This window comes from Paraburkholderia phymatum, assembly GCF_040965635.1.
Classification (GTDB): Bacteria; Pseudomonadota; Gammaproteobacteria; order Burkholderiales; family Burkholderiaceae; genus Paraburkholderia; species Paraburkholderia phymatum_B.
The window spans coordinates 63,045-86,024 of the sequence record NZ_JBFRCH010000016.1 but is presented as its reverse complement, the minus strand read 5'-3'; the positions used below and the strand labels follow the sequence as shown (position 1 = coordinate 86,024).

Annotated in this window: 14 protein-coding genes; 8 read left to right on the top strand and 6 right to left on the bottom strand. The window is 62.6% G+C overall.

What is annotated here, in order from left to right; translation table 11 throughout:
- Positions 1-15: 15 nt before the first annotated feature.
- Complete coding sequence (locus tag AB4Y32_RS24480; protein WP_368723819.1) at positions 16-1,332, bottom strand: Rieske 2Fe-2S domain-containing protein; 1,317 nt, start codon at positions 1,330-1,332, stop codon at positions 16-18.
- 382 nt (positions 1,333-1,714) lie between these two features.
- Between AB4Y32_RS24480 and AB4Y32_RS24475 the strand changes: the two genes are divergently transcribed.
- The gene (locus AB4Y32_RS24475) at positions 1,715-2,446 is read left to right on the top strand and encodes a GntR family transcriptional regulator (protein WP_368723818.1); all 732 of its coding nucleotides are present in this window, start codon (positions 1,715-1,717) and stop codon (positions 2,444-2,446) included.
- 114 nt (positions 2,447-2,560) lie between these two features.
- Here AB4Y32_RS24475 and AB4Y32_RS24470 read toward each other — a convergent pair whose 3' ends face one another.
- Genes AB4Y32_RS24470 through AB4Y32_RS24460 form a run of 3 tightly spaced genes read right to left on the bottom strand, consistent with a single transcriptional unit; the run spans position 2,561 to position 6,422 of the window.
- Entirely contained in the window at positions 2,561-3,100 is a 540-nt protein-coding gene (locus tag AB4Y32_RS24470) for a GAF domain-containing protein (RefSeq protein ID WP_368723817.1), read from the bottom strand.
- Positions 3,101-3,108: 8 nt separating this feature from the next.
- On the bottom strand, positions 3,109-4,599 hold the full coding sequence (locus AB4Y32_RS24465; protein ID WP_368723816.1) for an MFS transporter: 1,491 nt from the start codon (positions 4,597-4,599) through the stop codon (positions 3,109-3,111).
- 38 nt (positions 4,600-4,637) lie between these two features.
- Complete coding sequence (locus AB4Y32_RS24460; protein WP_368723815.1) at positions 4,638-6,422, bottom strand: gamma-glutamyltransferase family protein; 1,785 nt, start codon at positions 6,420-6,422, stop codon at positions 4,638-4,640.
- Positions 6,423-6,628: 206 nt separating this feature from the next.
- Between AB4Y32_RS24460 and AB4Y32_RS24455 the strand changes: the two genes are divergently transcribed.
- The 4 genes from AB4Y32_RS24455 to AB4Y32_RS24440 all read left to right on the top strand — a co-directional run bounded on the left by AB4Y32_RS24455 (position 6,629) and on the right by AB4Y32_RS24440 (position 9,949).
- Complete coding sequence (locus AB4Y32_RS24455) at positions 6,629-7,270, top strand: FadR/GntR family transcriptional regulator (RefSeq protein WP_368723814.1); 642 nt, start codon at positions 6,629-6,631, stop codon at positions 7,268-7,270.
- Positions 7,271-7,428: 158 nt separating this feature from the next.
- On the top strand, positions 7,429-8,031 hold the full coding sequence (locus AB4Y32_RS24450; protein WP_368723813.1) for an isochorismatase family cysteine hydrolase: 603 nt from the start codon (positions 7,429-7,431) through the stop codon (positions 8,029-8,031).
- Between the two features lie 325 nt (positions 8,032-8,356).
- Positions 8,357-9,262 (top strand): S1C family serine protease, encoded by a 906-nt coding sequence (locus AB4Y32_RS24445; protein WP_368723880.1) that lies wholly within the window; start codon positions 8,357-8,359, stop codon positions 9,260-9,262.
- Between the two features lie 18 nt (positions 9,263-9,280).
- On the top strand, positions 9,281-9,949 hold the full coding sequence (locus tag AB4Y32_RS24440) for a response regulator transcription factor (RefSeq protein WP_368723812.1): 669 nt from the start codon (positions 9,281-9,283) through the stop codon (positions 9,947-9,949).
- A gap of 32 nt (positions 9,950-9,981) precedes the next feature.
- Here AB4Y32_RS24440 and AB4Y32_RS24435 read toward each other — a convergent pair whose 3' ends face one another.
- On the bottom strand, positions 9,982-10,959 hold the full coding sequence (locus tag AB4Y32_RS24435; protein WP_368723811.1) for an ATP-grasp fold amidoligase family protein: 978 nt from the start codon (positions 10,957-10,959) through the stop codon (positions 9,982-9,984).
- A 414-nt stretch (positions 10,960-11,373) separates the two neighbouring features.
- On the bottom strand, positions 11,374-13,026 hold the full coding sequence (locus tag AB4Y32_RS24430) for an MFS transporter (RefSeq protein ID WP_368723810.1): 1,653 nt from the start codon (positions 13,024-13,026) through the stop codon (positions 11,374-11,376).
- 831 nt (positions 13,027-13,857) lie between these two features.
- Between AB4Y32_RS24430 and AB4Y32_RS24425 the strand changes: the two genes are divergently transcribed.
- The 3 genes from AB4Y32_RS24425 (at position 13,858) to AB4Y32_RS24415 (ending at position 22,755) form a co-directional block, all read left to right on the top strand.
- Positions 13,858-16,059, top strand: coding sequence for a type I secretion system permease/ATPase (locus AB4Y32_RS24425; RefSeq protein WP_368723809.1), 2,202 nt, complete (start codon positions 13,858-13,860; stop codon positions 16,057-16,059).
- Positions 16,043-17,461, top strand: a complete 1,419-nt coding sequence (locus AB4Y32_RS24420) for an HlyD family type I secretion periplasmic adaptor subunit (RefSeq protein WP_368723808.1) — start codon at positions 16,043-16,045, stop codon at positions 17,459-17,461. The genes AB4Y32_RS24425 and AB4Y32_RS24420 overlap by 17 nt, the downstream gene beginning before the upstream one ends.
- A gap of 149 nt (positions 17,462-17,610) precedes the next feature.
- Entirely contained in the window at positions 17,611-22,755 is a 5,145-nt protein-coding gene (locus AB4Y32_RS24415) for a beta strand repeat-containing protein (protein ID WP_368723807.1), read from the top strand.
- Positions 22,756-22,980 lie beyond the last annotated feature (225 nt).

The following is a 22,980-nucleotide window of genomic DNA, read 5'->3' as shown; positions in this document are numbered from 1 at the left end:
TTGCGGGATGCTGATTCAAGCCTTGGGCGCGGGCCAACGAGCAGCGTTGCGGCGCTTCAGGTCGGACTCCTTCCAGTACTCGTCCCAACCTTGCGCCGGTCCAATGCCGTCGATCGACGCGGGTCCCGTCAGGTGCGCGGCCTCCTGTTCGTCGAGCATCATCAGCGTCTTCTCGCCGGCTTGCGTCTTTTCGATCGCGTCCACCAGCAGACGGCGGTACGCGATGATCCCCTTATCGGTCGTGCCCAGATGCTCGCGCGTGCGGTCCTGAATCGGGCCTTGCGATTCGACGGCCCACTGGTCGTGCACGTTGATGTCAAAACCCATTCCCGTGTAAGTCTGGGTCAACTGCTCCTTCAAATCGAAGCCGTAGTGGTTGCGCTTGTTCTTTCGTGATGTGTAGTCCGGCAGCTCGTACAGTTCCAGACGTTGCGCGCGCATCTGCTCCGTGTTGGTCGGCGCGCCGAAGCTCGTAAAAATCGCGTACCAGTAGCAGTTCTCGTCGTCGATGGGCACGTGCCACTGCGTGATCGTCATCTCAGAGCTCATCGGAATCACGAAGGCCTGCGGGAATACGACGTTGGTCACACGCACATGCGTCTGCGTGTCGTCGAGCGGGCGCTTCGCGATGAGACGCAATCCATAGTCGGCGGGACTCACGAGAATTTCCGGCGATTCGTATTCGCGCAGCACCTTCGTGATCGGCATATCCGAGTCCGCCGACGCGCCGCGAAACTGCTTGCCATAGCTTTCGCTCACGTCTTCGTCTTCAAAGAAGCGATGCAGAAACGACGCGTGCGCGGGATCGATACCGACTTCGAGCGCCTGCAGCCAGTTGCATTCGAACAGGCCCTTGAACGCGAACGTGTATTCGCCCGGTGCAGCGAAGCAGTCGAAGTTCGGGAAGGCGGGCGGCTCGCCGTTGCCGATATAGGCGAACAGGATGCCGCTGCGCTCCACGACCGGGTACGCGCTCTGACGAACCTTCTTGCACAACGTGCTGCCGACGGGCTCGCCGGGTGTCGACAGGCAAGCTCCGTTGACGTCGAAGAGCCAGCCGTGGAATGCGCAGCGCAGACCGCCTGCTTCGAGCCGTCCTGCCGCGAGGTCGGCGCCACGGTGTGGGCAGTCGCGGTCCAGCATGCCGTAGCGGCCCTGTTCGTCCTTGAACACGACGAAGTCTTGTCCCATCAGCCGCACGGCTTTCACGGGACGCGTGGCGGGCAATTCCTCGACCAGCGCAACGGGCTGCCAGTAATTGCGCAGCAACCGGCCGGCTGGCGTGCCTTGGCCGACGCGCGTGATCGTCTCGTTTTGCTGGGAACTCATCATGGCTTGTCTCCGGTTGTGTTGAATGCATCAACCGGTTCTGTGTATGCAAACCGGCTGCTGTTGAGCATGGAGAATAGGCACAAGAATTCAAATGTTCAAGCGATGTATGCAATCAATCTGACATTTAACTCGGTGGAAGGCTCTGATAACGATCTGATATATCGTGTATGTTACTGATTTTCATACACATTCAGTAACTTACCAGGGCTTTCCCTAGCGCGAGATATTGGGGGCAACTTGGCCATCTATCCACTTTCTGCATGCAATAAAAAACATACAAGCAAAGTCACTTAAAACCGACGCGTGACACCGGCTCGCTTGATCTACAATCAGCGACACGTAGAGCGCCCGGCATCGGCCCTGCCGCCACTGGAGAGAAGAAATGGAATCCCAGCAAGAACGCGTATTGGTGTACTTGCGCGACCTGATACTGAAGGGTGAATTTGCGCCAGGCGAACGCTTGGGCGAGGTGGCGCTCGCCGAGCGACTCAAGGCATCGCGCACGCCCGTTCGGCTGGCACTCACGACGCTCGAACAGGAAGGGCTCGTCGAGCCGTCTCCGGCAGGCGGCTACGTCATGCGGCGCATCACGTCCGCGGAAATCGCCGACGCGATCGCGGTGCGTGGACACCTCGAAGGCATGGCTGCGCGTCTGGTTGCAGAACATGGCGTGCCGCGACAGCTATCCAACGCGCTGAGCGAATGCCTGCGCGCGGGCGACCGGCTGCTCGCAAAATCAGAACTCGATCTCGACGACTACGCCGCATATACGGACATGAACAACCGTTTTCACAAGCTGATCGTCGAGGGCTCTGGCAACGCGGCGCTGATTCGTGCAATCGAAATGAACAATCGCCTGCCGTTCGCCGCAGCCAGCGCGATGCTGCCGATGCAGTCTGCCATCGAAGAAGGGCGTCAATGGCTCTTCATGGCCCATCAGCAGCATCACGGCCTCGTGCAGGCGATGGAGCACGGCGAAGGCACGCGCGCACAGGCACTTGCGACCGAACACGTACAGATCGCGCAAAGGAATCTGACTTACGCGCTCGAGCGTCCCGAGGTGTATATGAAGCTCGCCCCGGCATTGCAGCTGGTCGCCGAGGCTGTTCTGTAAGCGGCGCAACCGTCCATCGCCGGATGCGGCCGTTGCGCATCGTGTCGTTTTGCGTGATGACGAATTTCCTTTGCGACGATAGTCAGGATTCGACTTCAGCAGACTTTCGACCTTTCACGACACGCCACTCGTGCGCACGCTCGCCGCCTGATGCAACGCAAGCGGCGCCGCGATGAACGCTGCAAGCAGCAAGCCAATCTCTTCATGCGCCTGCGTGTACCAGCCTGCGACGTGCGTCATGTTCATCGTGCCGACGCATCGTCCGTTGTACGCGACCGGTATGTTGAGAATCGATCCGAGCCCCATGCCCGTCAACACCATGTGATCGTCGAATGCGACGCGGATGCCATCGGGCGTCGTCGCGCGAAATGGCTTCAGGTCGCGCAGCGTGTGCTCGCCCCACACGCTGCCGTGCTTCTTCTTGCGACCGCTCAGCGGATACACGTCGAGCATGTTCGAGTGCAGCCGCTCGACTTCGAATCGCTCGGCATCGAAGCACATGATCGTGAAGAGCCTGAAGCCGATGGCATTCTGCGCAACCTGTTCGACCGCTTCGAAGATTGCCTTCGGCTGCTCGGTCTGACGGATCGCGTGCGCAAGGAGCGAGACATCGGCGATCGAGAGCGCGCGGTGCTGCGTGAAATCATGCTGCATGATGCGGTTCATCCCTCTGCGTTCGCGTGATCAAAACTGTTTGGCGGCCGCGCCGGCACGTCCGCTGGAACCGCCTGCTGTTCCGATGCCGCGACGGATGCCGCATCGCGCGAAAGTGGCGAAGGCGCGGTGCGCGCGCCGAGTTCTTGCGCTTCGATCTCTTCGAGCGAGCGACCACGCGTTTCAATGCCGAACACCAGCACTACGCATGCGCCCGCGACAAGCACCGCCGTCGTCATACCGAAGACGCCGAGAAAACCCGCTGCCGGATACACGAAGCCGACGAGAATCGGCGCGCTCACCGAACCGATGCGGCCGAACGAAGACGAACTGCCCGTGCCCGTCGTGCGCACCGCCGTCGGGAAGATCTCCGGCGTGTACGCATAGACACCCGCGAACGCGCCGTTCATGAAGAACGACAGGCAGATGCCCGCCGCCATGATCTGCGTCGCCGTGTGCGAGAAGGCGAGCGCAATCGCAGCGACGCCGCCGAGCAGCATATAGCTCGCGACCACGCGTTTGCGGCCGATCTTCTCATTGAGCCACGCAGCCGTGAAATACCCCGGAATCTGCGCGCCGTAGATCGCAATCGAGTAGCCGAAGCTCTTCGTGATCGTCAGCCCTTCCTTGACGAGCAGGCTCGGAATCCACGAAAAGAACGAGTAGTACGCGAACGCGACCGAGAACCACATCAGCCAGCTGACCGCCGTCGTTTTCGCGAGCTTGCGCGACCAGATCGCTGCAACGTTGCCCAATGCCCCGCGCGGCTTCGTTGGAACAGCCAGCGGAGTTTCGCTGAGCGAAGGCTCGGCCAGTGCGATGCCTTGCTTTGCGAACCACGCCTCGACCGTCTCGACGATGGAAAGCGCCTCGCGAACACGCCCCTGCGCTTCGAGCCAGCGCGGCGATTCAGGAAGCGTCTTGCGCCACCACAGCAGCATGACCACCGGCAGCGAGGTGATGACGGCCATATAGCGCCATCCATCGGGGAACTTGCCGATCACCGTGTAGCCGAGGATCGACGAAGTCACATAGCCGAACGACATGAACCCGACGAGCGCGCCACAAAACATGCCGCGATAGCGCCGCGGAATGAACTCGGCGAGGAACGGCGCGATGACGACGGCTTCGGCGCCCGAGCCGAAGCCGGCCAGGATGCGCAGCGCAAAGAACGTGTGCCAGTCGTTGACCATGCCGCTTGCGAACGACGCTACGCAATAGATCGAAAGCGCGGACATCATGATGCGGCGCCGGCCGATGATGTCGGCGAGCACGCCCGACAGGAACGCGCCGAAGAAGTACCTCATATACGTGCTGCTCGCGACGAGCCCGCTTTGCACGCTCGACAGATGCCACAGCTTGCTCACCACGGGCAGCAGAAACGCCAGCGACGACGAATCGAGTCCGTCGAACATGTAGCCGAGTCCGCCGATCACGAGCAGCTTGCGGTGAAAGCCCGACAGGGGCAGCCGCTCGAGGCGGGCAGCAATGGATGACATGAGAGCGCTCCAGAAGATCTGCTACGACATGTGAACGTTTAACGGCCGATCGCATACGCCTGCATTTGACGCGGCGTCGCGGCGCCACGCATCAGGCCGTCTCGGATGCCGACGGCGCAAACGCGGCCAAGCGCCCACGGCTCCGCGACCGTCAGATCGTGCCCACGGCGGCGCAACTCGGCGAGCGTCGCCTCGGGGATGCGCGCTTCGGCGGACATCTTTCCAAGCTGCATCGCGCGCGGATAGAAGGAGCCCGGAAAGTGCGCGGTCTGGAACGTCGGCGAATCGACGGCGGCCTGCAGGTTCATGCCGGCGTGCACGTGCTTGAGGAAAAGCTGCAGCGACCACTGGTCCTGCTGGTCGCCGCCGGGCGAACCGAACGCGGCATACGGCTTGCCGTCACGCGTGACGAGCGTCGGCGAAAGCGTCGTGCGAGGCCGGCGGCCAGGACCGAGCGACGACGGCAGTCCCGGTTCGAGCCAGAACATCTGCGCGCGCGTCGTGATGTTGAAACCAAGGCCCGGCACGGCGGGCGATGCCTGTAGCCAGCCGCCCGATGGCGTCGCGGACACCATGTTGCCCCAGCCGTCGACGACATCGAGATGCACTGTATCGCCGCGCAGTTCCGGCAAGGGCGCGAAGGTCGGCTCGCCCTGCCCGAATCCGCCCGGCTGCTCGCGTCCCGCATTCGCGACGATGATCGCGGCGCGCGCGGCGCTGTCGCCGATCGCGCCCGGACGGAACGCGAGCGACGCGCGCTTGCCGTCGACGAGCTTGCGGCGTTCGTCGTTATAGGCTTCGCCAAGCAGAGTCGGCAGCGGCACGTCGGAGAAGTTCGGATCGCCGTAGAACACTTCGCGGTCGGCGAACGCGAGCTTCGCGCATTCGATCACGGTATGGATGAACTCCGGACCCGTCGGGTCCATCGACGCGAGATCGAAGCCCTTCAGCAACGCAAGCTGTTGCAGGAAGACGGGACCCTGGCCCCACGGCCCAGTCTTGTGCACCATCAGCCCTTCGTACTCGAACGACGTCGGGTCCTCGTATGAAGGCTGCCAGCGCGCGAGATCGTCGCCCGTCAAAAGACCGCAATTCCGCTTGCCGGACGTATCGAGCACGGGCGTGCTGCGGAAATACTGATCGACCGCATCCGCGACGAAGCCCTGATAGAACGCATGGCGAGCGGCTTCGCATTGCTCGGCGCGATCCTGTTTCGACGACGCGAGTTTCAGAATGCGCTCGTACGTGGCCGCGATGGCCGGATTCGCGAACAGCGCATTGGGACGCGGTGCTTCGCCGTCCTTCAGCCACTCGGCGGCAGACGTCTTCCATTCCGATTTGAAGAACTCCTGTATCGCGAGAATGGACGCGGACATGCGCGGAATCACCGGATAGCCATTTCTTGCGTAGCCAATCGCGTAGCCCAGCACGTCGGCGAGCGGCAGTTGCCCGTAGTCGCGCAGCAGCGCCATCCAGCCGCCGAACGCGCCGGGTACGACGGCCGGCAGCAGGCCCGTGCCGGGCACGACATCGAGGCCCATCTGCTTCATGCGTTCGATGGACATCGCGGCCGGCGTGACACCTTGACCGCACAACACGCGCACCCGCTCTTCCCGCGATGAATAGAACACGACAGGCAGTTCGCCGCCCGGACCGTTCAGATGCGGCTCGACGATCTGCAGCACGAAGCCGGCGGCAGCCGCGGCATCGAACGCATTGCCTCCTTTCTCGAGAACCGCCATCGCCGACGCGCTGGCAAGCCAATGCGTACTCGCGACCATGCCGAATGTGCCGATCAGTTCCGGGCGCGTGGTGAATCCCATATCGAACTCCTCCTGTTCGAACCAATCGATATTTGGTTCGCCAAAAATGGCTCGCTGCTTTTCTTTCCAGACCAGCGCGTTAGCTTAATGTTTACGTACAAAAATACGGTGTCAAGTTCGGATTCGATTGGCATTGCAAATCCCGCGAACGCTTTCTATACTTCGAACCAATAGATATTGGTTCAGATGACAAAGGGAAACATGCGATGAGCGTAGAAGCATTGAATGCCTTCATCAGCAAGCACGGGTTGCGCGATGGCGACGCGCTGCCGCCCGAACGTCAACTGGCGGAAATGCTCGGCTTGTCGCGACGCGAACTGCGCGCCGCGCTGTCGACGCTTGAAGCGTCGGGGCGTGTGTGGCGCGGGGTAGGACGCGGCACGTATCTGGGCAGCCGCCCGATCAGGTTCGCGCCGACGGTTGCGGGACTCGGCGCGCGCACGAGTCCCGCGGATATCGCCGAGATGCGGCTCGCCATCGAACCGGCCTTTGTCGCGCTGGCCGCGATCAAAGCGTCACCCGAGGACCTCGCCGAACTGGAGAACTGCGCGCGCAAGAACGCCACTGCGCGCGACGACGACGAGTGGCAGAAGTGGGATCACCGTTTCCATCTGCTGGTCGCGCAGGCGACGCGCAATCCCGCCATCATCGCGCTGATGGAAGCGATCAACGGCGTGCGCGCACGGCCGACGTTGCGCGAAAAAACAGTCGACGATCGCAATCGGCAACGCTTCGCGGCAGAGCACAAGGCGATCGTCGATTGCATGCTGGAACGCGATGCGGATGCCGCCTATGCACGCATGCGCGATCATCTCGCCAACGTCGCGGCGAGATTGCACACGCGGTAGGCGTCGACGGAAGTCGGTCGAATAGCAGGCCTGCATCGCTCCTTGATTTCGCTTCACGATGGCCGTGGTAGAGTCGAGCATCTCTTTCTTCATCGCGTCGCCTTATGTCGCCACGCATTGAACCCGGACCCGTCGATTCGACAGTTAGTGAACCGCGCATGAAAAGCGCCGCCGAAGCGCATGGCATGAAGATGCCGATACCGGCAATCGTTCCGGCGCAAACTGCACTGGTGGTCATGCACTATCAGACTGACATCCTGGCGTTGTTTCCATCCGTCGCGCCCACTTTGCTCGCCAATACGCGCAAGCTGTGTGACGCTGCGCGGGCCAAATGCGTCAGCATCTATTTCGCCAAGATCCACTTTAGTCCGGGCTATCCTGAAGTCAGTCCGTTGAACAGGAACGGCCAGGGAATCAAGCAACTTGGTCTTTTCATCGACGACCGGATTGCGCCCGAACTCGGCCAGCAGGCTACTGAACCGCTCATCGTCGCGCATCGTGCCAGCGTGTTCTTCGGGACCGACCTGCAGGTGCGGCTTCGCGCACAAGGTATCGATACACTGCTCATGGTGGGCATTGCGTCGACGGGTGTCGTGCTGTCGTCGGTTGCGTACGCGAGCGATGCGGACTTCCGCCTGTTCACCGTCAAGGATTGCTGCTACGACCCGGACCAGGTCGTGCACGATCATCTTTTTTCGACGGCGTTCGATTCACGCACAACGGTGCTCTCGCTCGCCGATGCCTTGTTGCTGCTCGCATAGCGTTCGCTGGCATTGTTTGCTGGCATTTTGATTGCCTTGGGAGCCGAGCAACCACTTCACTGTGCGACGTGCGGCTTGATCGATGGCGGCTCCAGGCACGATCTCCAATATCTGCTTCACGCTGCATCGTGAAGTCCGCACTGCGTCTATCCGGCTACCCATTTGGGTGGTGTGCATCCCCTCTTCTTCTGTCATTGTGAACCCGTCGTCACAACGGTAACCGCATGGATAGCCGGGCAATCGATGACGCGAGGCACAAGCAAGTCGCATCGCAACCGGCAGGAGACTTGAAATGGAAACCACATCCTCAAGCAGAAATCCTTTGATGGATTTCTCGGACGATCTTGCAGACATTGTCGGGCGAGTCGGGCGAAGTGTCGTGGCGGTACACGGCCGGCATCGCATGCCGTCAAGTGGGGTAATCTGGCGACATGGCGTCGTTGTCACGGCTGCGCATACGATCAGGCGTGAAGACGGAATCGAAGTCACATTGACGGACGGACGTACCGTCGCCGCAGTCCTTGCGGGCCTGGATTCGGGCACCGACCTCGGCGTGCTGAAACTGGACGGCGTGGACCTGGACCCAATCGATTCCGGCGATGCCCGCTCGCTGAAGCCGGGTCATCTTGCGCTCGCCGTCGCGCGTGCGGACGAACTCGGCATCAGCGCTGATTTTGGCGTGATCGGCAGCACAGGTGGCCCCTGGCGCACGTGGAGAGGTGGACAGCTCGATGCGTTCGTACGACTGGACGGCGGTCTGCGCCCAGGATTCTCCGGTGCGGCGCTCGCGGATATGCGCGGGCAGGTCGTGGGCATCTGCACGTCGGCACTGATGCGCGGCGCCGGCATGGTGATTCCCGGGATGACCGTGGAACGCGTGACCGATGAACTGCTGGCTAAAGGGCGCGTCTCGCGCGGCTATCTTGGCGTCGGCACGCAGCAGGTCAACCTGCACGACACGTGGGTCGACAAAATGAGCCTGCCGTTCAGCAGCGGATTGCTGGTCAATTCGCTGGCGCCGGGCGGTCCAGCGGAACAGGCGGGCGTGCTGATAGGCGATGTGCTGATCGAACTGGACGGCAAGCCTTGCCGCGACATGGGCGACGTGCATGCCGCGCTGGGCTCTGCAAGCATTGGACAGCCGTTGCAAATTGCGTTGATCCGAGGCGGCGAACGTCACGCCTGTTCGGTCACAGTGGGCGAACGCCCTCAACGGAATTCATGCAGATGAGGTCCAGGAAGCGGCGAAATGTCGGATGGACAGAGGGTACACATGGCACCCGTGCGGGTCGCGCTGATTGCGGCATCGTCGCAGGTGCGCGCAAGCCTGCAAACGCTTGTCGAAGCGAACCCGGCGCTTGAGTTCGTGAGCAGCGCAGCGGACGCCGAAACGCTCGTCGATTGCCTTGCCGGTTCGGTGCCGGATGTGGTCGTGACCGACATCGAGCCCGAGGCGGGCGACGCGCTCAAGACGTTATTCGAACTCGGACACGCGCCACCGGCGCTCGTCCTGTTGAGCGACGACCCGGACAGCGAATCGATCCTCGATGCACTGCCCGCCGATGCCGTCGCGATCCTGCCGCGCAACGCGATGCCAGCCGAAATTGTCGTGTCCATTGAAGCCGTCGCCGCGGGCCTTTGCGTGCTGTCGCCCGACAGCCTTGCAAAGCTGTTGACCGGACGAAAGGCGCGGCACGCGACGGCATCCGGCGAATCGTTCGAAGCCTTGACGTCACGGGAGATCGAAGTGCTGGCGATGCTCGCCGACGGACTCGGCAACAAGGAGATCGCGCGGCAACTCGACATCTCGGACAACACGGTGAAATTCCACCTCTCCTCCATCTTCGGCAAACTCGGCGCGACCAACCGCACCGAAGCGGTGATGCTCGGAATGCGGCACGGATTCATCATGGTGTAGATAGACACGCAGCCATTGCAGAAGCGGCGACTTCATTGAGTATCTGTAGAAGCCACGGTTCTCAAGAGTCTGCCCCACTCGAAATCGATATGGTCGGGGAACATGGGCACAACCCCCGCACCAGGCGTGAACGTCAATTCACCAAAGTAAATTGCATCATCGAAGGCATATAGGTCGACCCGCACATAGTCGAAACCCTCAGCTAACGTCTCAGCGGCTTGAAGCACCATGGCCAGGTTATCGGGAGGCGGCTCCGGCATGGCACTACGCGCATACCCGCCGACCGATACGTCGAGATGATTCCAGTTCGCGTCATAGATATTGCCACGCGGGTCTTGTCCAAAGCGATCGCTGATGTGCAGGATGAACATCTCGGGTCGTCCCGCTTTTCCACCGAAACAGTGCACCTTATAGTCGGCAGGAATCTTTCCTCTTTTGTCGAGCAAAAGCGTTTCGAAGAACAATCGCGGCTCGATGTCCCTGTAGTGACGCTCGCGAGCGTTTCTATAGAAATTCGTCGACAGCCATCGAGCAGCCAGATGTTGCAGTTCCTCAAAACTGGCCTTCGATTTGTCGTGCACGACTTCTACGAACGAACTTCCGTGATTCGCCTTCATGACAAAGGAATCCGGAAGAGAATCGAAAACGGATGGCGTAAATCCGGCAGGTTCGGAAATCAAAGGAATGAGAAACTGCTCACCAAGCGCTCTGCCTACGTATTCGCGTACGCCAAGCTTGTCCGTCAGAGGAGCGTATCGAGGATCAGGTTTCAGGCTTCTCCTCAGGATCTGTTCGTTGAATGTGCGCGGCCGGATCAGATTTGGAAATCGCCCTACTTCTTTTCGATGCAGAAGTGAAAGGAAAAGCAAGTCTGGCAGTAGAGCTTTTGCTTTCTCTTTTAACCGTGATTTGAAAGGTCGTCGCACAGTACACGTGAAGTCTGCGCATCCGGTGGATGAGCGTCTCCATGAATCGAGCCGCTCTCCCGTGCGCGTTGCGGGCATAGACATGTTTTCTCGAAGCCGATGAGTCCTGGTGTTCCGAATACATATCGAACCTGATGCTGGTTCGACCGAGGTTCCATGCTTGAGACAACCAGCACTGTAGCGAGCTTAGCAGCTATCGCGGCGCTGCAACAATTTCGGCCCGAAGTGGCGTGTTATTGGCCGGAAACGTTGAACATCACCGACCGGAAACGCGCAAGCTTTCGACACGGTCCGTAGTGAGATCTTGCTGGAGTGTGAATAGAGTGTGAATACGGACACACAAGGAATGTTTCAGCGCTTGTGCTTCTTTGCCTCCTGCATGGGACCTGTTTGACCATACTGTTCCTCCATATCTATCCCGGCGTCGAAGCCGGAGAAAAAGGCGAGGAAAGAAAGCGGCGAAGCACGAGAGACGGTTGGAAGTCGACGAGCCCGCTACTAGCTTGCCCGCCCTGGAGTCTGGCCTTGTCTCCTCTTCGGCCCGCGGATCGTCGCCGCAGCGCACGCTGCGCCGAGCAACGCGCATGCTGCGGACGTCAGCGCGACAGCCCGCAATCCCGCATCAATCGCTTCCGCCTGCGCCTCGATGATCCGAGCAGGCACGGCGTGTGCGCCCGCCAGCGTCGACGTATCGGGTTCGAGCAGTTGCCCCGCGCGATGCAGGTCGGGCGGAATGTTCAGCCGTTCGAGGCGCGTCGCGAGCGCCGCGCCATGCGACCACATGAACACGATGCCGAGCACGGCGATCGCCAGCAGGCTCGCGATGCGCGCAACAGCATTGTTGATGCCCGACGCGACGCCCGTGCGCGCGGTGGGAACGGCCGTCATCACGGTCGTCGTCAGCGGGGCGACCGTGATCGTCATGCCGAGACCGAGCACCACGAGCCCGGGGAAAAAGCTCGTCCAGTAGGTTTCGCGATCCGTCTCGAACAGCGCAGGCAGCGCGAGCAGAGTGAAGCCGACAGCCGCGATCAATGGGCCGACCGTCAATAACGCGCGTGGCCCGAGGCGCGTCGCGAGCCCGCCTGTGAAGCGCGACAGACCGCCCATCACGACAGGCAGGGGCAGCAGCGCCGCGCCAGCTTCCGTCGCCGAGTACCCGTGTGCGCGGATCAGCGTGAACGGAAGAAAGAACAGCGCGCCGCCGAGACCGAAATACAGCAGCAACGTGACGAGGTTCGCGCCGCTGAAATCTCGCGAATGAAACACGTCAAGCGGCATCATCGGGTCTTCGCTGCGCGCTTCGATCGCGATGAAAACCGCGCAGACGAGGATTCCGGCAGCGATCGCGCCGATCACGACTTCATCGTTGAAACCATGTGAAGAGGCACGCGTGAGGCCATACGTGAGCGCGCCGAGACCGACGGCCGCCGTGAGCGCGCCTGCCCAGTCAAGACGGCGCGCGGAGCCCTCGTTGCGGCTCTCCGGCACCGACGACAGCGCGAGCGCGATCGTCGCGGCCGCGAGCGGCACGTTGAGATAGAAGATCGCGCGCCAAGAGAACGCATCGACCAGCCAGCCGCCCGCGACGGGACCCACCGCCGACGTGATCGCGCCAACGCCGGCCCATGTGCCGATCGCGCGGCCGCGCTCGCGCTCGTCGAAGACCGTGCCGATGATCGCAAGACTGCTCGGCACTAGCAGCGCCGCGCCGACGCCCTGCACTGCGCGCGCCGCGATCAGCGCGCCGGAACTGGGTGCGAGTCCGCACGCCGCCGATGCCGCTGTGAACAACCCGATGCCCGCCATGAATACCGTGCGCCGCCCAAGCTTGTCGCCCATCGCTCCACCCACCAGCACCAGTGAGCCGAGCAGCAACAGGTACGCATTGACGACCCATTGCATCGCCGCGAGGTTCGCGCCGAGTTCGCTCTGGATGGAGGACAGCGCGACGTTGACGACCGAGCCGTCGATGAAGGCCATGCTGGTGCCGAGAATCGTCGCCGCAAGAGCGAGCCGCTTGCGGCGGCACGGGCGATCACCAGCGCGCTGCGCGAGGATCGCCAGATCGTCGCAAGGGGCGGCCTGAGCGGCGAACGCATGCGGGTCGTCGCGAGTTTTGTGGAGAGGCTGGGCGGCGTGATCGGCCATCGGACGTGTCCACTCGGTGCAGTACTGTCAACCATCTAATGGACAAGCGAAGCGGTCGTCCGTTCAGTGGGCTGACGTTCGTCCACGCGACAAGAATGGGCAAACGAAAATGGTGCGAACATTTTGCCGAAGCCAGATACCGCGATAAAACGCAAGGCTTTGACCATGCGCCGATGGTATCCGCCGCTCCCGGTTTGCCGCGCTAATCGAAAGACGAGATTGCAAATAACCACGCCAATGCTTTTTGCTTTAGAACGTGGATGTCAAGCGAGCTACCGGCCACTGGCCGATTGAACCACCAGCTCTCCTCTTCGAGCTGGCGTAGCCATCACGCTTCATCTATGTCTGGAAAGAGAAAACGATGCGCACCTAACGCCGCACGCGCATTCGCGCGCATATCGAAGCAAAAGCGCGCGTGGAACGAAACAGACATTTCAGAACTGCAACATTTTCGGCGCGAGACTTCACGCCGCGCCGCATCGCGCGCTGGACCTCCCGGGCGCGACGGCACGTGGCTCGTGACGTGCGGCTTCGGACATTCGACGGCTAAGGCAGGTTTCAGTTGTGAAACAAAATCGTCTGCATTTTCCGTCGGCGCGCGATTCATGGGATGTACGCAGCGCGCCGCGCTGCAGCCTGGCACGCATGGCGCGCTACTTGCTGTTAGCCCTTCCCAAGACCAGTAGCTGAAAACGCAGCTATAAGAACGACCATAAACAACCATAAACGGGGTTCATCATGTACAGGGCCGGAGACTTCCCGACAAGGATTCCAGCATCGTCGAGATTGCTGGGACAAGCAGACCATTGCGTGCCTGCCGGCGTGCTGTAGATGCATTCCGCCACTACAGGAACCGCGGCCGGGTCAGCGGGGCAACGCGCTGCCCGAGGGTGGGACGTTCCGCCGACGTCCGGTGTCGAAGACGATCCTTTGCTGGGTTGCCTTCTCGTCCTGGCCCGGCTCTTCGACCGGCCAACACAAGCCGACACGCTCATCGCCGGGTTGCCGTTAAACGGCCATCATCTGACGCCCGACCTCTTTGTTCGCGCCGCTGCTCGTGTGGGAATTTCCGCGAGACTCGCGAGGCGCTCGCTGGAGAGCATCTCCGATCTCGTTCTGCCCGCCGTTCTGCTGCTCAACGACGGGCAGGCATGCGTGCTGGTGCGCAGGAGCGCGGACGGCAGCCTGCGCGTCATACTGCCTGAGACGGGCACGGGCGAACAGGAGATCAGCACAGACGATTTGCGGCAACGCTATGCGGGCCACGTGCTGTTTGCGCGACCCGCTCACCGTTTTGACGAGCGCAGCGACGAGAGCGCCGTGCCTCGCGTTCGACACTGGTTCTGGGGCGTGGTCGCAACGGCCTGGCCGATCTACGCCGAAGTGATGCTCGCATCGCTGCTCGTCAACATGTTCGCGCTGGCGATGCCGCTCTTCACCATGAACGTCTACGACCGGGTGGTGCCGAACCACACGTTCGAAACACTGTGGGCACTGGCGGCGGGCATCATCCTCGTGATCGTGTTCGATCTGCTGATGCGAACGTTGCGCGGTTACTTCATCGACATTGCCGGCAAGAAGATCGACGTGATCCTCTCCGCCAACATGTTCGAGAAGGTGCTGGGCATTCAGATGTCCGCGCGTCCGCCATCCGTCGGCGGGTTTGCTTCGGGCATTCAGGAATTCGAGGCGGTAAGAGAGTTCCTCACCTCCGCGACGGCGGTCGCCGTAATCGATCTTCCGTTTTCGGTCGTGTTCATGCTGGCGATGTTCTGGGTGGGCGGCGCACTCGCCTGGCTGCCGCTTGTCGCGCTGCCGCTCGTGGTCGGCGTCGGTATCGCCGTGCAGGGTCCGCTTGCAAAAGCTGTCGAATCCACCCAGCGCCACGCAGCCCAGCGCCAGTCGCTCCTCATTGAAACGCTGGTGGGCCTCGAGGCGATCAAGATCACGGGCGCCGAAGGGCCGATGCAAGCGAGGTGGGAGCAGTCGATCGGTGAACTCGCGAGGCTCGGCCTGCGCTCGCGCTTTCTTTCCGGATGCGCGGTCAACTTTGCCAGCTTTGCGCAGCAGATCGCCTACCTCGCCGTCGTTCTTTGCGGCGTTTACATGATCGCCGACGGCAAGCTCACGACGGGCGGCCTGATCGCCTGCACGATCTTCACGGGCCGCGCACTGTCTCCGATGGGCCAGGTCGCGACGCTCCTGACCCGCTACCACCAGTCGCGCAGCGCGCTCGCATCGATCGGCCAGTTGATGAACCTGCCAGGCGAGCGCCCCGCCGACCGACGCTTCGTGCATCGTCCGACGATGCGTGGCGACGTCGAATTCAGGAACGTCAGCTTCGCCTACCCTCGCCAAAGCGGCACGGCGCTCGATGGCGTTTCGTTTCGCATTTCCGCCGGAGAGCGCGTGGCCATCATCGGACGCGTCGGTTCCGGCAAGACGACGATCGAAAAACTCATCCTGGGCCTCTATCCGCCGACTTCGGGCAACGTGCTGATCGACGGCGTCGAACATCGTCAATGGGACCCTGCCGCCCTTCGGCGCGGGATCGGACACGTACCGCAGGACGTCATGCTCTTCAGCGGCAGCGTCAAGGACAACATCGTGCTCGGCGCGCCCGGCGCGGACGATGCCGCCGTGCTCCGCGCCGCGCAGATCGCCGGCGTGACGGATTTCGTCAACCGCTTGCCGAACGGCTTCGATCTGCCTGTGGGCGAACGCGGCGAAGCGTTGTCGGGAGGCCAGCGGCAAGCCATCGCCATCGCGCGCGCGGAACTGCTGATGCCGCCCGTGCTGGTGCTCGACGAGCCAAGCAGCGCAATGGACAACCGCTCCGAAGAGATGTTCAAGGCCAGACTCGCTGCCGAACTGGAAAGCCGCACGCTGATCGTCATCACGCATCGCGCCTCGCTGCTCTCGCTGGTCAACCGTGTGATTGTGATGGATCAGGGCCGGGTCATCGCAGATGGCCCCAAGGACCAGGTCCTCGCCGCTCTTGCAGGGAGGAAGCTCCATGTCGCTGCTGGCTGAGTCCAATGCGGATTCGTTACGGCGGGGCCGCATCGCGCTCGCCGCACTGGCCCGCCGGATCATCGCGGCGCTGCGGCCGCGTGCGGACGACACCGCGTTCATGCGGGAGACCAGCGCAGCCGTGATGGAAGGGCCGCGGTACTTCACTCACTGGATACTCTGGTCGACGCTGGCTTTCTTCATTGCCGCGCTGACGTGGGCGGCTCTCGCGCAGATAGACGAAGTCACCGTCGGAGAGGGAAAGGTCATTCCGACCAGCCGCGTGCAGGTGGTGCAGAACCTCGAGGGCGGCATCGTATCGGAGATCATGGTGCACGTCGGACAGACGGTGCAGAAGGACCAGCCGCTGATGCGCATCGACGATACGCGTTTCACCTCGTCGTACAAGGAAGGACAGGCAAAGGACGCCGCACTGATTGCGAGGATCGCGCGCCTCACGGCCGAGGCAAACGACACGCCGTTCGTCGCGTCCGCCCGACTGGAAGCGACGAACCCGGCGCTGCTGCATGAAGAACGATCGCTCTTCGAGTCGCGGCAGCGCGAGTTGCACACGAACCTCGCGGTGCTCAGGCAGCAGGCCGAGCAGCACCGGCAGGAGCTGTCCGAGAAACGCGCGAGAGAGGCACAACTTCAGCACAGCTACAGCCTTGTCGCGAAGGAACTCGAGTTGACGAGCCCGCTCGTGCAGAAGGGCGCGGTATCCGACGTCGAAGTGCTCCGGCTCGAGCGCGAAGCCAACGACATGAAAGGCGATCTCAACGCAACGCGGCTCGCGATGCCGCGCCTCGAAGCCGCCTATAGCGAGGCTCGCCAGAAGATGGATGAGCTGACCGCACACTTTCGCGCCGAAGCAATGAAGGACCTGAACGAGGCGCGCGCCGAACAGGCCGCCTTGAGCGCAGCCAATGTCGCGCTGGAAGACCGCGTTACGCGCACGCTGGTGCGGGCGCCCGTGAAGGGGATGATCAAGCAGATCAAGATCAATACCGTCGGCGGCGTGGTTCAGCCTGGCATGGATCTGCTGGAAATCGTGCCGCTCGACGAGACGCTGCTGATCGAGGCACGCGTGCGCCCGTCGGACATCGCGTTCCTGCATCCGGGGCAGGATGCCATGGTCAAGCTATCCGCGTATGACTTCTCCATCTACGGCGGCTTTCCTGCGACCGTCGAGGACATCAGCGCCGACACGCTGATGCCCGAACATCCTGCCGAGAAACCTGACAGCTACTACCGGGTTCTGGTACGCACGAAGACGAACAAGCCGGACGGCCAGAGCCAGCCGGTGAGGATCGTGCCGGGCATGATCGCGACCGTCGACATCAAGACGGGGCGCAGATCAGTGCTGCACTACCTCCTCAAGCCCGTGACGAAGACCAGGGAAGCGGCGCTGCGCGAGCATTGAGACATGATCAGCCGCTTGCGGCGGGCGTCGGCTTCATCGTCGCCCGAACGTAAGGCGATCCAGTTTGCAAATCAGTAGTTGTCCGCCGCGACAACAGGCACGGCGGGATGCGTTTCAGTTGACACATATCGACAATAACGGGGAGCAACATGGCGACGATCTCGAACGGAACCGCGGTTTCCATCAGCAACACGCCGCAGGCTAACAACGATCTTTTTACATCGGCGCAAACGGGGCTGAGCGACAGCTCGCTCTGCGTTGTCTATCTGAACGTGATGGCAAACGACCAGGGTGGCGCGGCAAAGACGCTCTACTCGCTCGACTCCGGAACGGAAACCACTGTATCGCTCGAGCAGAAAGCTCTGCTCATTCAGGATACGGCGCGAGCCGAAGCCATCAGCGCGGACTACAGCGCACACGGCGCGCACATCTGGATCACGGCGGACGGCAAGGTCGGATACGACGCGAGCCATCTGGATGCGTCGTGGCTCTCGCAGAGTTTCAGTACCACCGGCTGCGCGCAGGACAGCTTCACCTATGCAATCCGGCTCGGCAACGGCACGCTGAGCTGGGCGACCGCGTATGTCGATATCGCACCGCCGCCACCCTCGGTCACGCTTGCGCATGACACGGGGATTTCGAATGCGGACGGCATTTCGTGCGACGGCACGCTGGCTGTCAGCGGAATTGCGCATGGCGCGAACGTCGAATACAGCGTCGATAATGGCGCACACTGGAGCAGCAGCTTCAGCGCAGTCGAGGGGCTGAATACCGTGCAGGTCCGGCAAACGGATGTTGCGGGGAATACTTCGGCTGCATGCTCGTATAGTTTTACGCTCGATACGTCGGCTGGTGCTGCGCCGGGTGTCGCGCTCGCGACCGACTCGGGCAGCAGTGCCACTGACCACATCACCAATACCGGCATGCTCAGCGTCACCGGGGTCGAGAGCGGCGCCACGGTCCAGTATTCGGTTGATGGCGGGCAGACGTGGAGTTCCACCTTCAGCGCCACCGAAGGTCTCAACGACGTCCAGGTCCGCCAGACCGACGTCGCCGGCAATGTCTCCAGCGCGACCAGCTTCAGCTTCACGCTCGACACGTCGGCCGCTGCGCCGGGCGTTGCGCTCGCGACCGACTCGGGCAGCAGTGCCACCGACCACATCACCAATGCCGGCACGCTGAACCTCACCGGGGTCGAGAGCGGCGCCACGGTCCAGTATTCGGTTGATGGCGGGCAGACCTGGAGTTCCGCCTTCAGTGCTACCGAAGGCGTCAACGACGTCCAGGTGCGCCAGACCGACGTCGCGGGCAATGTCTCCAGCGCGACCAGCTTCAGCTTCACGCTCGACACCTCGGCCGCTGCGCCGGGCGTTGCCCTCACAACCGACTCGGGTAGCAGCGCCACCGATCACATCACCAATACCGGCGCGCTCAGCGTCACCGGGGTCGAGGGCGGCGCCACGGTCGAATATTCCACTGATGGCGGCCACACGTGGAGCGGCAGCTTCAGCGCCACCGAAGGCCTCAACAACCTCCAGGTCCGCCAGACCGATGTCGCCGGCAATGTCTCCAGCGCGACCAGCTTCAGCTTCACGCTCGACACCTCGGCCGCTGCGCCGGGCGTTGCCCTCACGACCGACTCGGGTAGCAGCGCCACCGATCACATCACCAATACCGGCGCGCTCAGCGTCACCGGGGTCGAGGGCGGCGCCACGGTCGAATATTCCACTGATGGCGGCCACACGTGGAGCGGCACCTTCAGTGCTACCGAAGGTCTCAACAATGTCCAGGTCCGCCAGACCGATGTCGCCGGCAATGTCTCCAGCGCGACCAGCTTCAGCTTCACGCTCGACACCTCAGCGGCGGCGCCGGGTGTCGCGCTCGCGACCGACTCGGGCAGCAGTGCCACCGACCACATCACCAGTGCCGGCACGCTGAACCTCACCGGGGTCGAGAGCGGCGCCACGGTCGAATATTCCACCGATGGCGGCCACACGTGGAGCGGGAGTTTCAGTGCCACCGAAGGTGTGAACGACGTCCAGGTGCGCCAGACCGATATCGCCGGCAATGTCTCCAGCGCGACGAGCTTCAGCTTCACGCTCGACACGTCGGCCGCCGCGCCCGGCGTTGCGCTCGCGACCGATTCGGGCAGCAGCGCCACCGACCACATCACCAGTACCGGCACGCTGAACCTCACCGGGGTCGAGGGCGGCGCCACGGTCGAATATTCCACCGATGGCGGCCACACGTGGAGCGGCACCTTCAGTGCTACCGAAGGTGTGAACGACGTGCAGGTGCGCCAGACCGATATCGCCGGCAATGTCTCCAGCGCGACGAGCTTCAGCTTCACGCTCGACACGTCGGCGGCGGCGCCGGGTGTCGCGCTCGCGACCGACTCGGGCAGCAGTGCCACCGACCACATCACCAATGCCGGCATGCTCAGCGTCACCGGGGTCGAGAGCGGCGCCACGGTCGAATATTCCACCGATGGCGGGCAGAGCTGGAATTCCACCTTCAGCGCCACCGAAGGCGTCAACGACGTCCAGGTCCGCCAGACCGATGTCGCCGGCAATGTCTCGAGCGCGACGAGCTTCAGCTTCACGCTCGACACGTCGGCCGCCGCGCCCGGCGTTGCGCTCGCGACCGACTCGGGCAGCAGTGCCACTGACCACATCACCAGTACCGGCACGCTGAACCTCACCGGGGTCGAGAGCGGCGCCACGGTCCAGTATTCGGTTGATGGCGGCCACACGTGGAGCGGCAGCTTCAGCGCGAGCGAAGGTCTCAACAATGTCCAGGTCCGCCAGACCGACGTCGCCGGCAATGTCTCCAGCGCCACCAGCTTCAGCTTCACGCTCGACACCTCGGCCGCTGCGCCGGGCGTTGCGCTCGCGACCGACTCGGGCAGCAGCGCCACCGACCACATCACCAATACCGGCACCCTGAACCTCACCAGTGTCGAGAGCGGCGCCACGGTCCAGTATTCGGTTGATGGCGGCCACACGTGGACCGGCAGCTTCAGCGCGAGCGAAGGTCTCAACAATGTCCAGGTCCGCCAGACCGATGTCGCCGGCAATGTCTCCGGCGCGACGAGCTTCAGCTTCACGCTCGACACCTCGGCCGCCGCGCCCGGCGTTGCGCTCGCGACCGATTCGGGCAGCAGTGCTACCGACCACATCACCAATACCGGCACCCTGAACCTCACCAGTGTCGAGAGCGGCGCCACGATCCAGTATTCGGTTGATGGCGGTCACACGTGGACCGGCAGCTTCAGCGCGAGCGAAGGTCTCAACAATGTCCAGGTCCGCCAGACCGATGTCGCCGGCAATGTCTCGAGCGCGACGAGCTTCAGCTTCACACTCGACACCTCGGCCGCCGCGCCGGGCGTTGCGCTCACCACCGACTCGGGCAGCAGCGCCACCGACCACATCACCAGTACCGGCACCCTGAACGTCACCGGGATCGAAAGCGGCGCCACCGTCCAGTATTCGGTTGATGGCGGCCACACGTGGAGCGGCAGCTTCAGCGCCACCGAAGGCCTCAACAACCTCCAGGTCCGCCAGACCGACGTCGCCGGCAATGTCTCGAGCGCGACGAACTTCAGCTTTACGCTCGACACGACGCCGCCGTCCACCCTCTCGTGGCAATACAAGGGAAACACTCTGACCGCCAACACCGATGCGTCCAACGTCTGGAAAGTCACAGTCCACGACAACACGACGGCGGCCGACTACAGCGCAGTGCAGCAATCCGCCGGAACATGGACCCTCTCTCAGCAAGGACTCAATAACCACTCGCTGAGCGTCACCGAGTGGGACCTCGCAGGCAACACGCAATCCTCCACCAGCAAGGCCCCCGCTGGTACAGCCGGCTCCGAAATCAATCTCGCGCTGATGGACCCGTCCAGCCATGCGGCCGATCTGACGGTGACGATCGCGGGCATCCCGTCCGGCTGGCAGCTGAATGCCGGAACCGACCTCGGCAACGGCACGTGGTCCGTCCCGGCAGACGGTCTGAGCGCGCTCACTGTCACTCCACCGGCGTCGTTCACGGGCGCTACCGTCCTCACGGTGACCGAGAACTGGACCAACGCCGACGGCAGCCACGCGACGCTCACAGTCGCCGACAATGTGGAAGCGTATGCCGCCAATGCACCGATCTTCGCCTGGTCCGGCGACGATCACCTGACGGGTTCCGGCGGCAGCGATCTGTTCGTCTTCGCGCAGCCGATCGGCAACGATACGGTGCATGACATGAACGTCGCGGCCGACAAGATCGATCTCGTCGGCTTCACGGGCATCACGAGCTTCACCGACCTGCAAGCCCACATGACCGACGATGCCCACGGCAACGCACTGATCACGCTCGGCGCCAACGAAACCATCACCGTGCTCGGCGTCCATTCCGCCGACCTCACGGCAGGCAACTTCGTCTTCGATCAGACGCCCGTCATGTCGAACGCGGGCGTCATGACACTGAACGATGGCGCGATGCTTCCGCTCGGCGGCACGATCGACAACACGGGGACAATCGCGCTGGCTTCGACGGGCCACGAGACGGACCTCGAAGTCCTCGTCAGGGATGCAACGCTGAAAGGCGGCGGAACCGTCACGCTATCCGACGATAGTCATAACGTGATCTTCGGCGGCACCGCGGATGCGACGCTCATCAACGTCGACAATACGATCTCCGGCGCGGGTCAGATTGGTGCGGGCCAACTCAGCCTCGTCAATGGCGGCACGATCGTCGCGAACGGCACCCATGCGCTGCTGATCGATACTGGAACCAACGCCGTCGTCAACACAGGCACGCTCGAAGCAACAGGCGCCGGAGGCCTCGAAATCAACGGCGCCGTAGCCAACTCGGGCAACCTGTGGGCCAACGGCGGCAATCTGATGGTTCATGGTGACGTCACGGGCAGCGGAAACGCGATCATCAGCGGCGCAGCGACGCTCGAGTTCGGCGAGGCCTCGGCTGTCAACGCGACCTTCGCCGATGGTGCGGCAGGCACGCTCAAGCTCGACCAGGCCGCCGGCTTTACGGGCACCGTGTCGGGATTCGCAGCTGGCGACACCCTCGATCTGGCAGACGTGCTGAACAGCGATCACACGACGCTCAGCTTCGCGGCCAATGCCACGGGAACGGGCGGCACGCTGACCGTCAGCGATGGCGTGCATACGGCAAACATCTCGATGCAAGGCAACCTGTCTGGTGCCGGATTCCATCTGGCGCACGACCAGGGCAGCGGGACGATCGTCACTTATGTCGCCCCTCCGCATATCCAGGAGTATTGAACGCAGGTACACCGCAAGCGAGCCCTTTCGCCGGCCGTCGACCGGCTCGGGCATCGCTTGCGGATGCCTCGATTCTCAACGTCTTGCTCTCGAAATCTGAAGAAGTCGATGTTCCGTTATCGGGCATCCCGTCAACGGTATTTGCGCTTCTTGAAACCGCAATGTGTGTCAAGTAACATGAGTCGCCATGCGGTTCCGGGCGTCGGGGAGATGTCAATTTGTGCT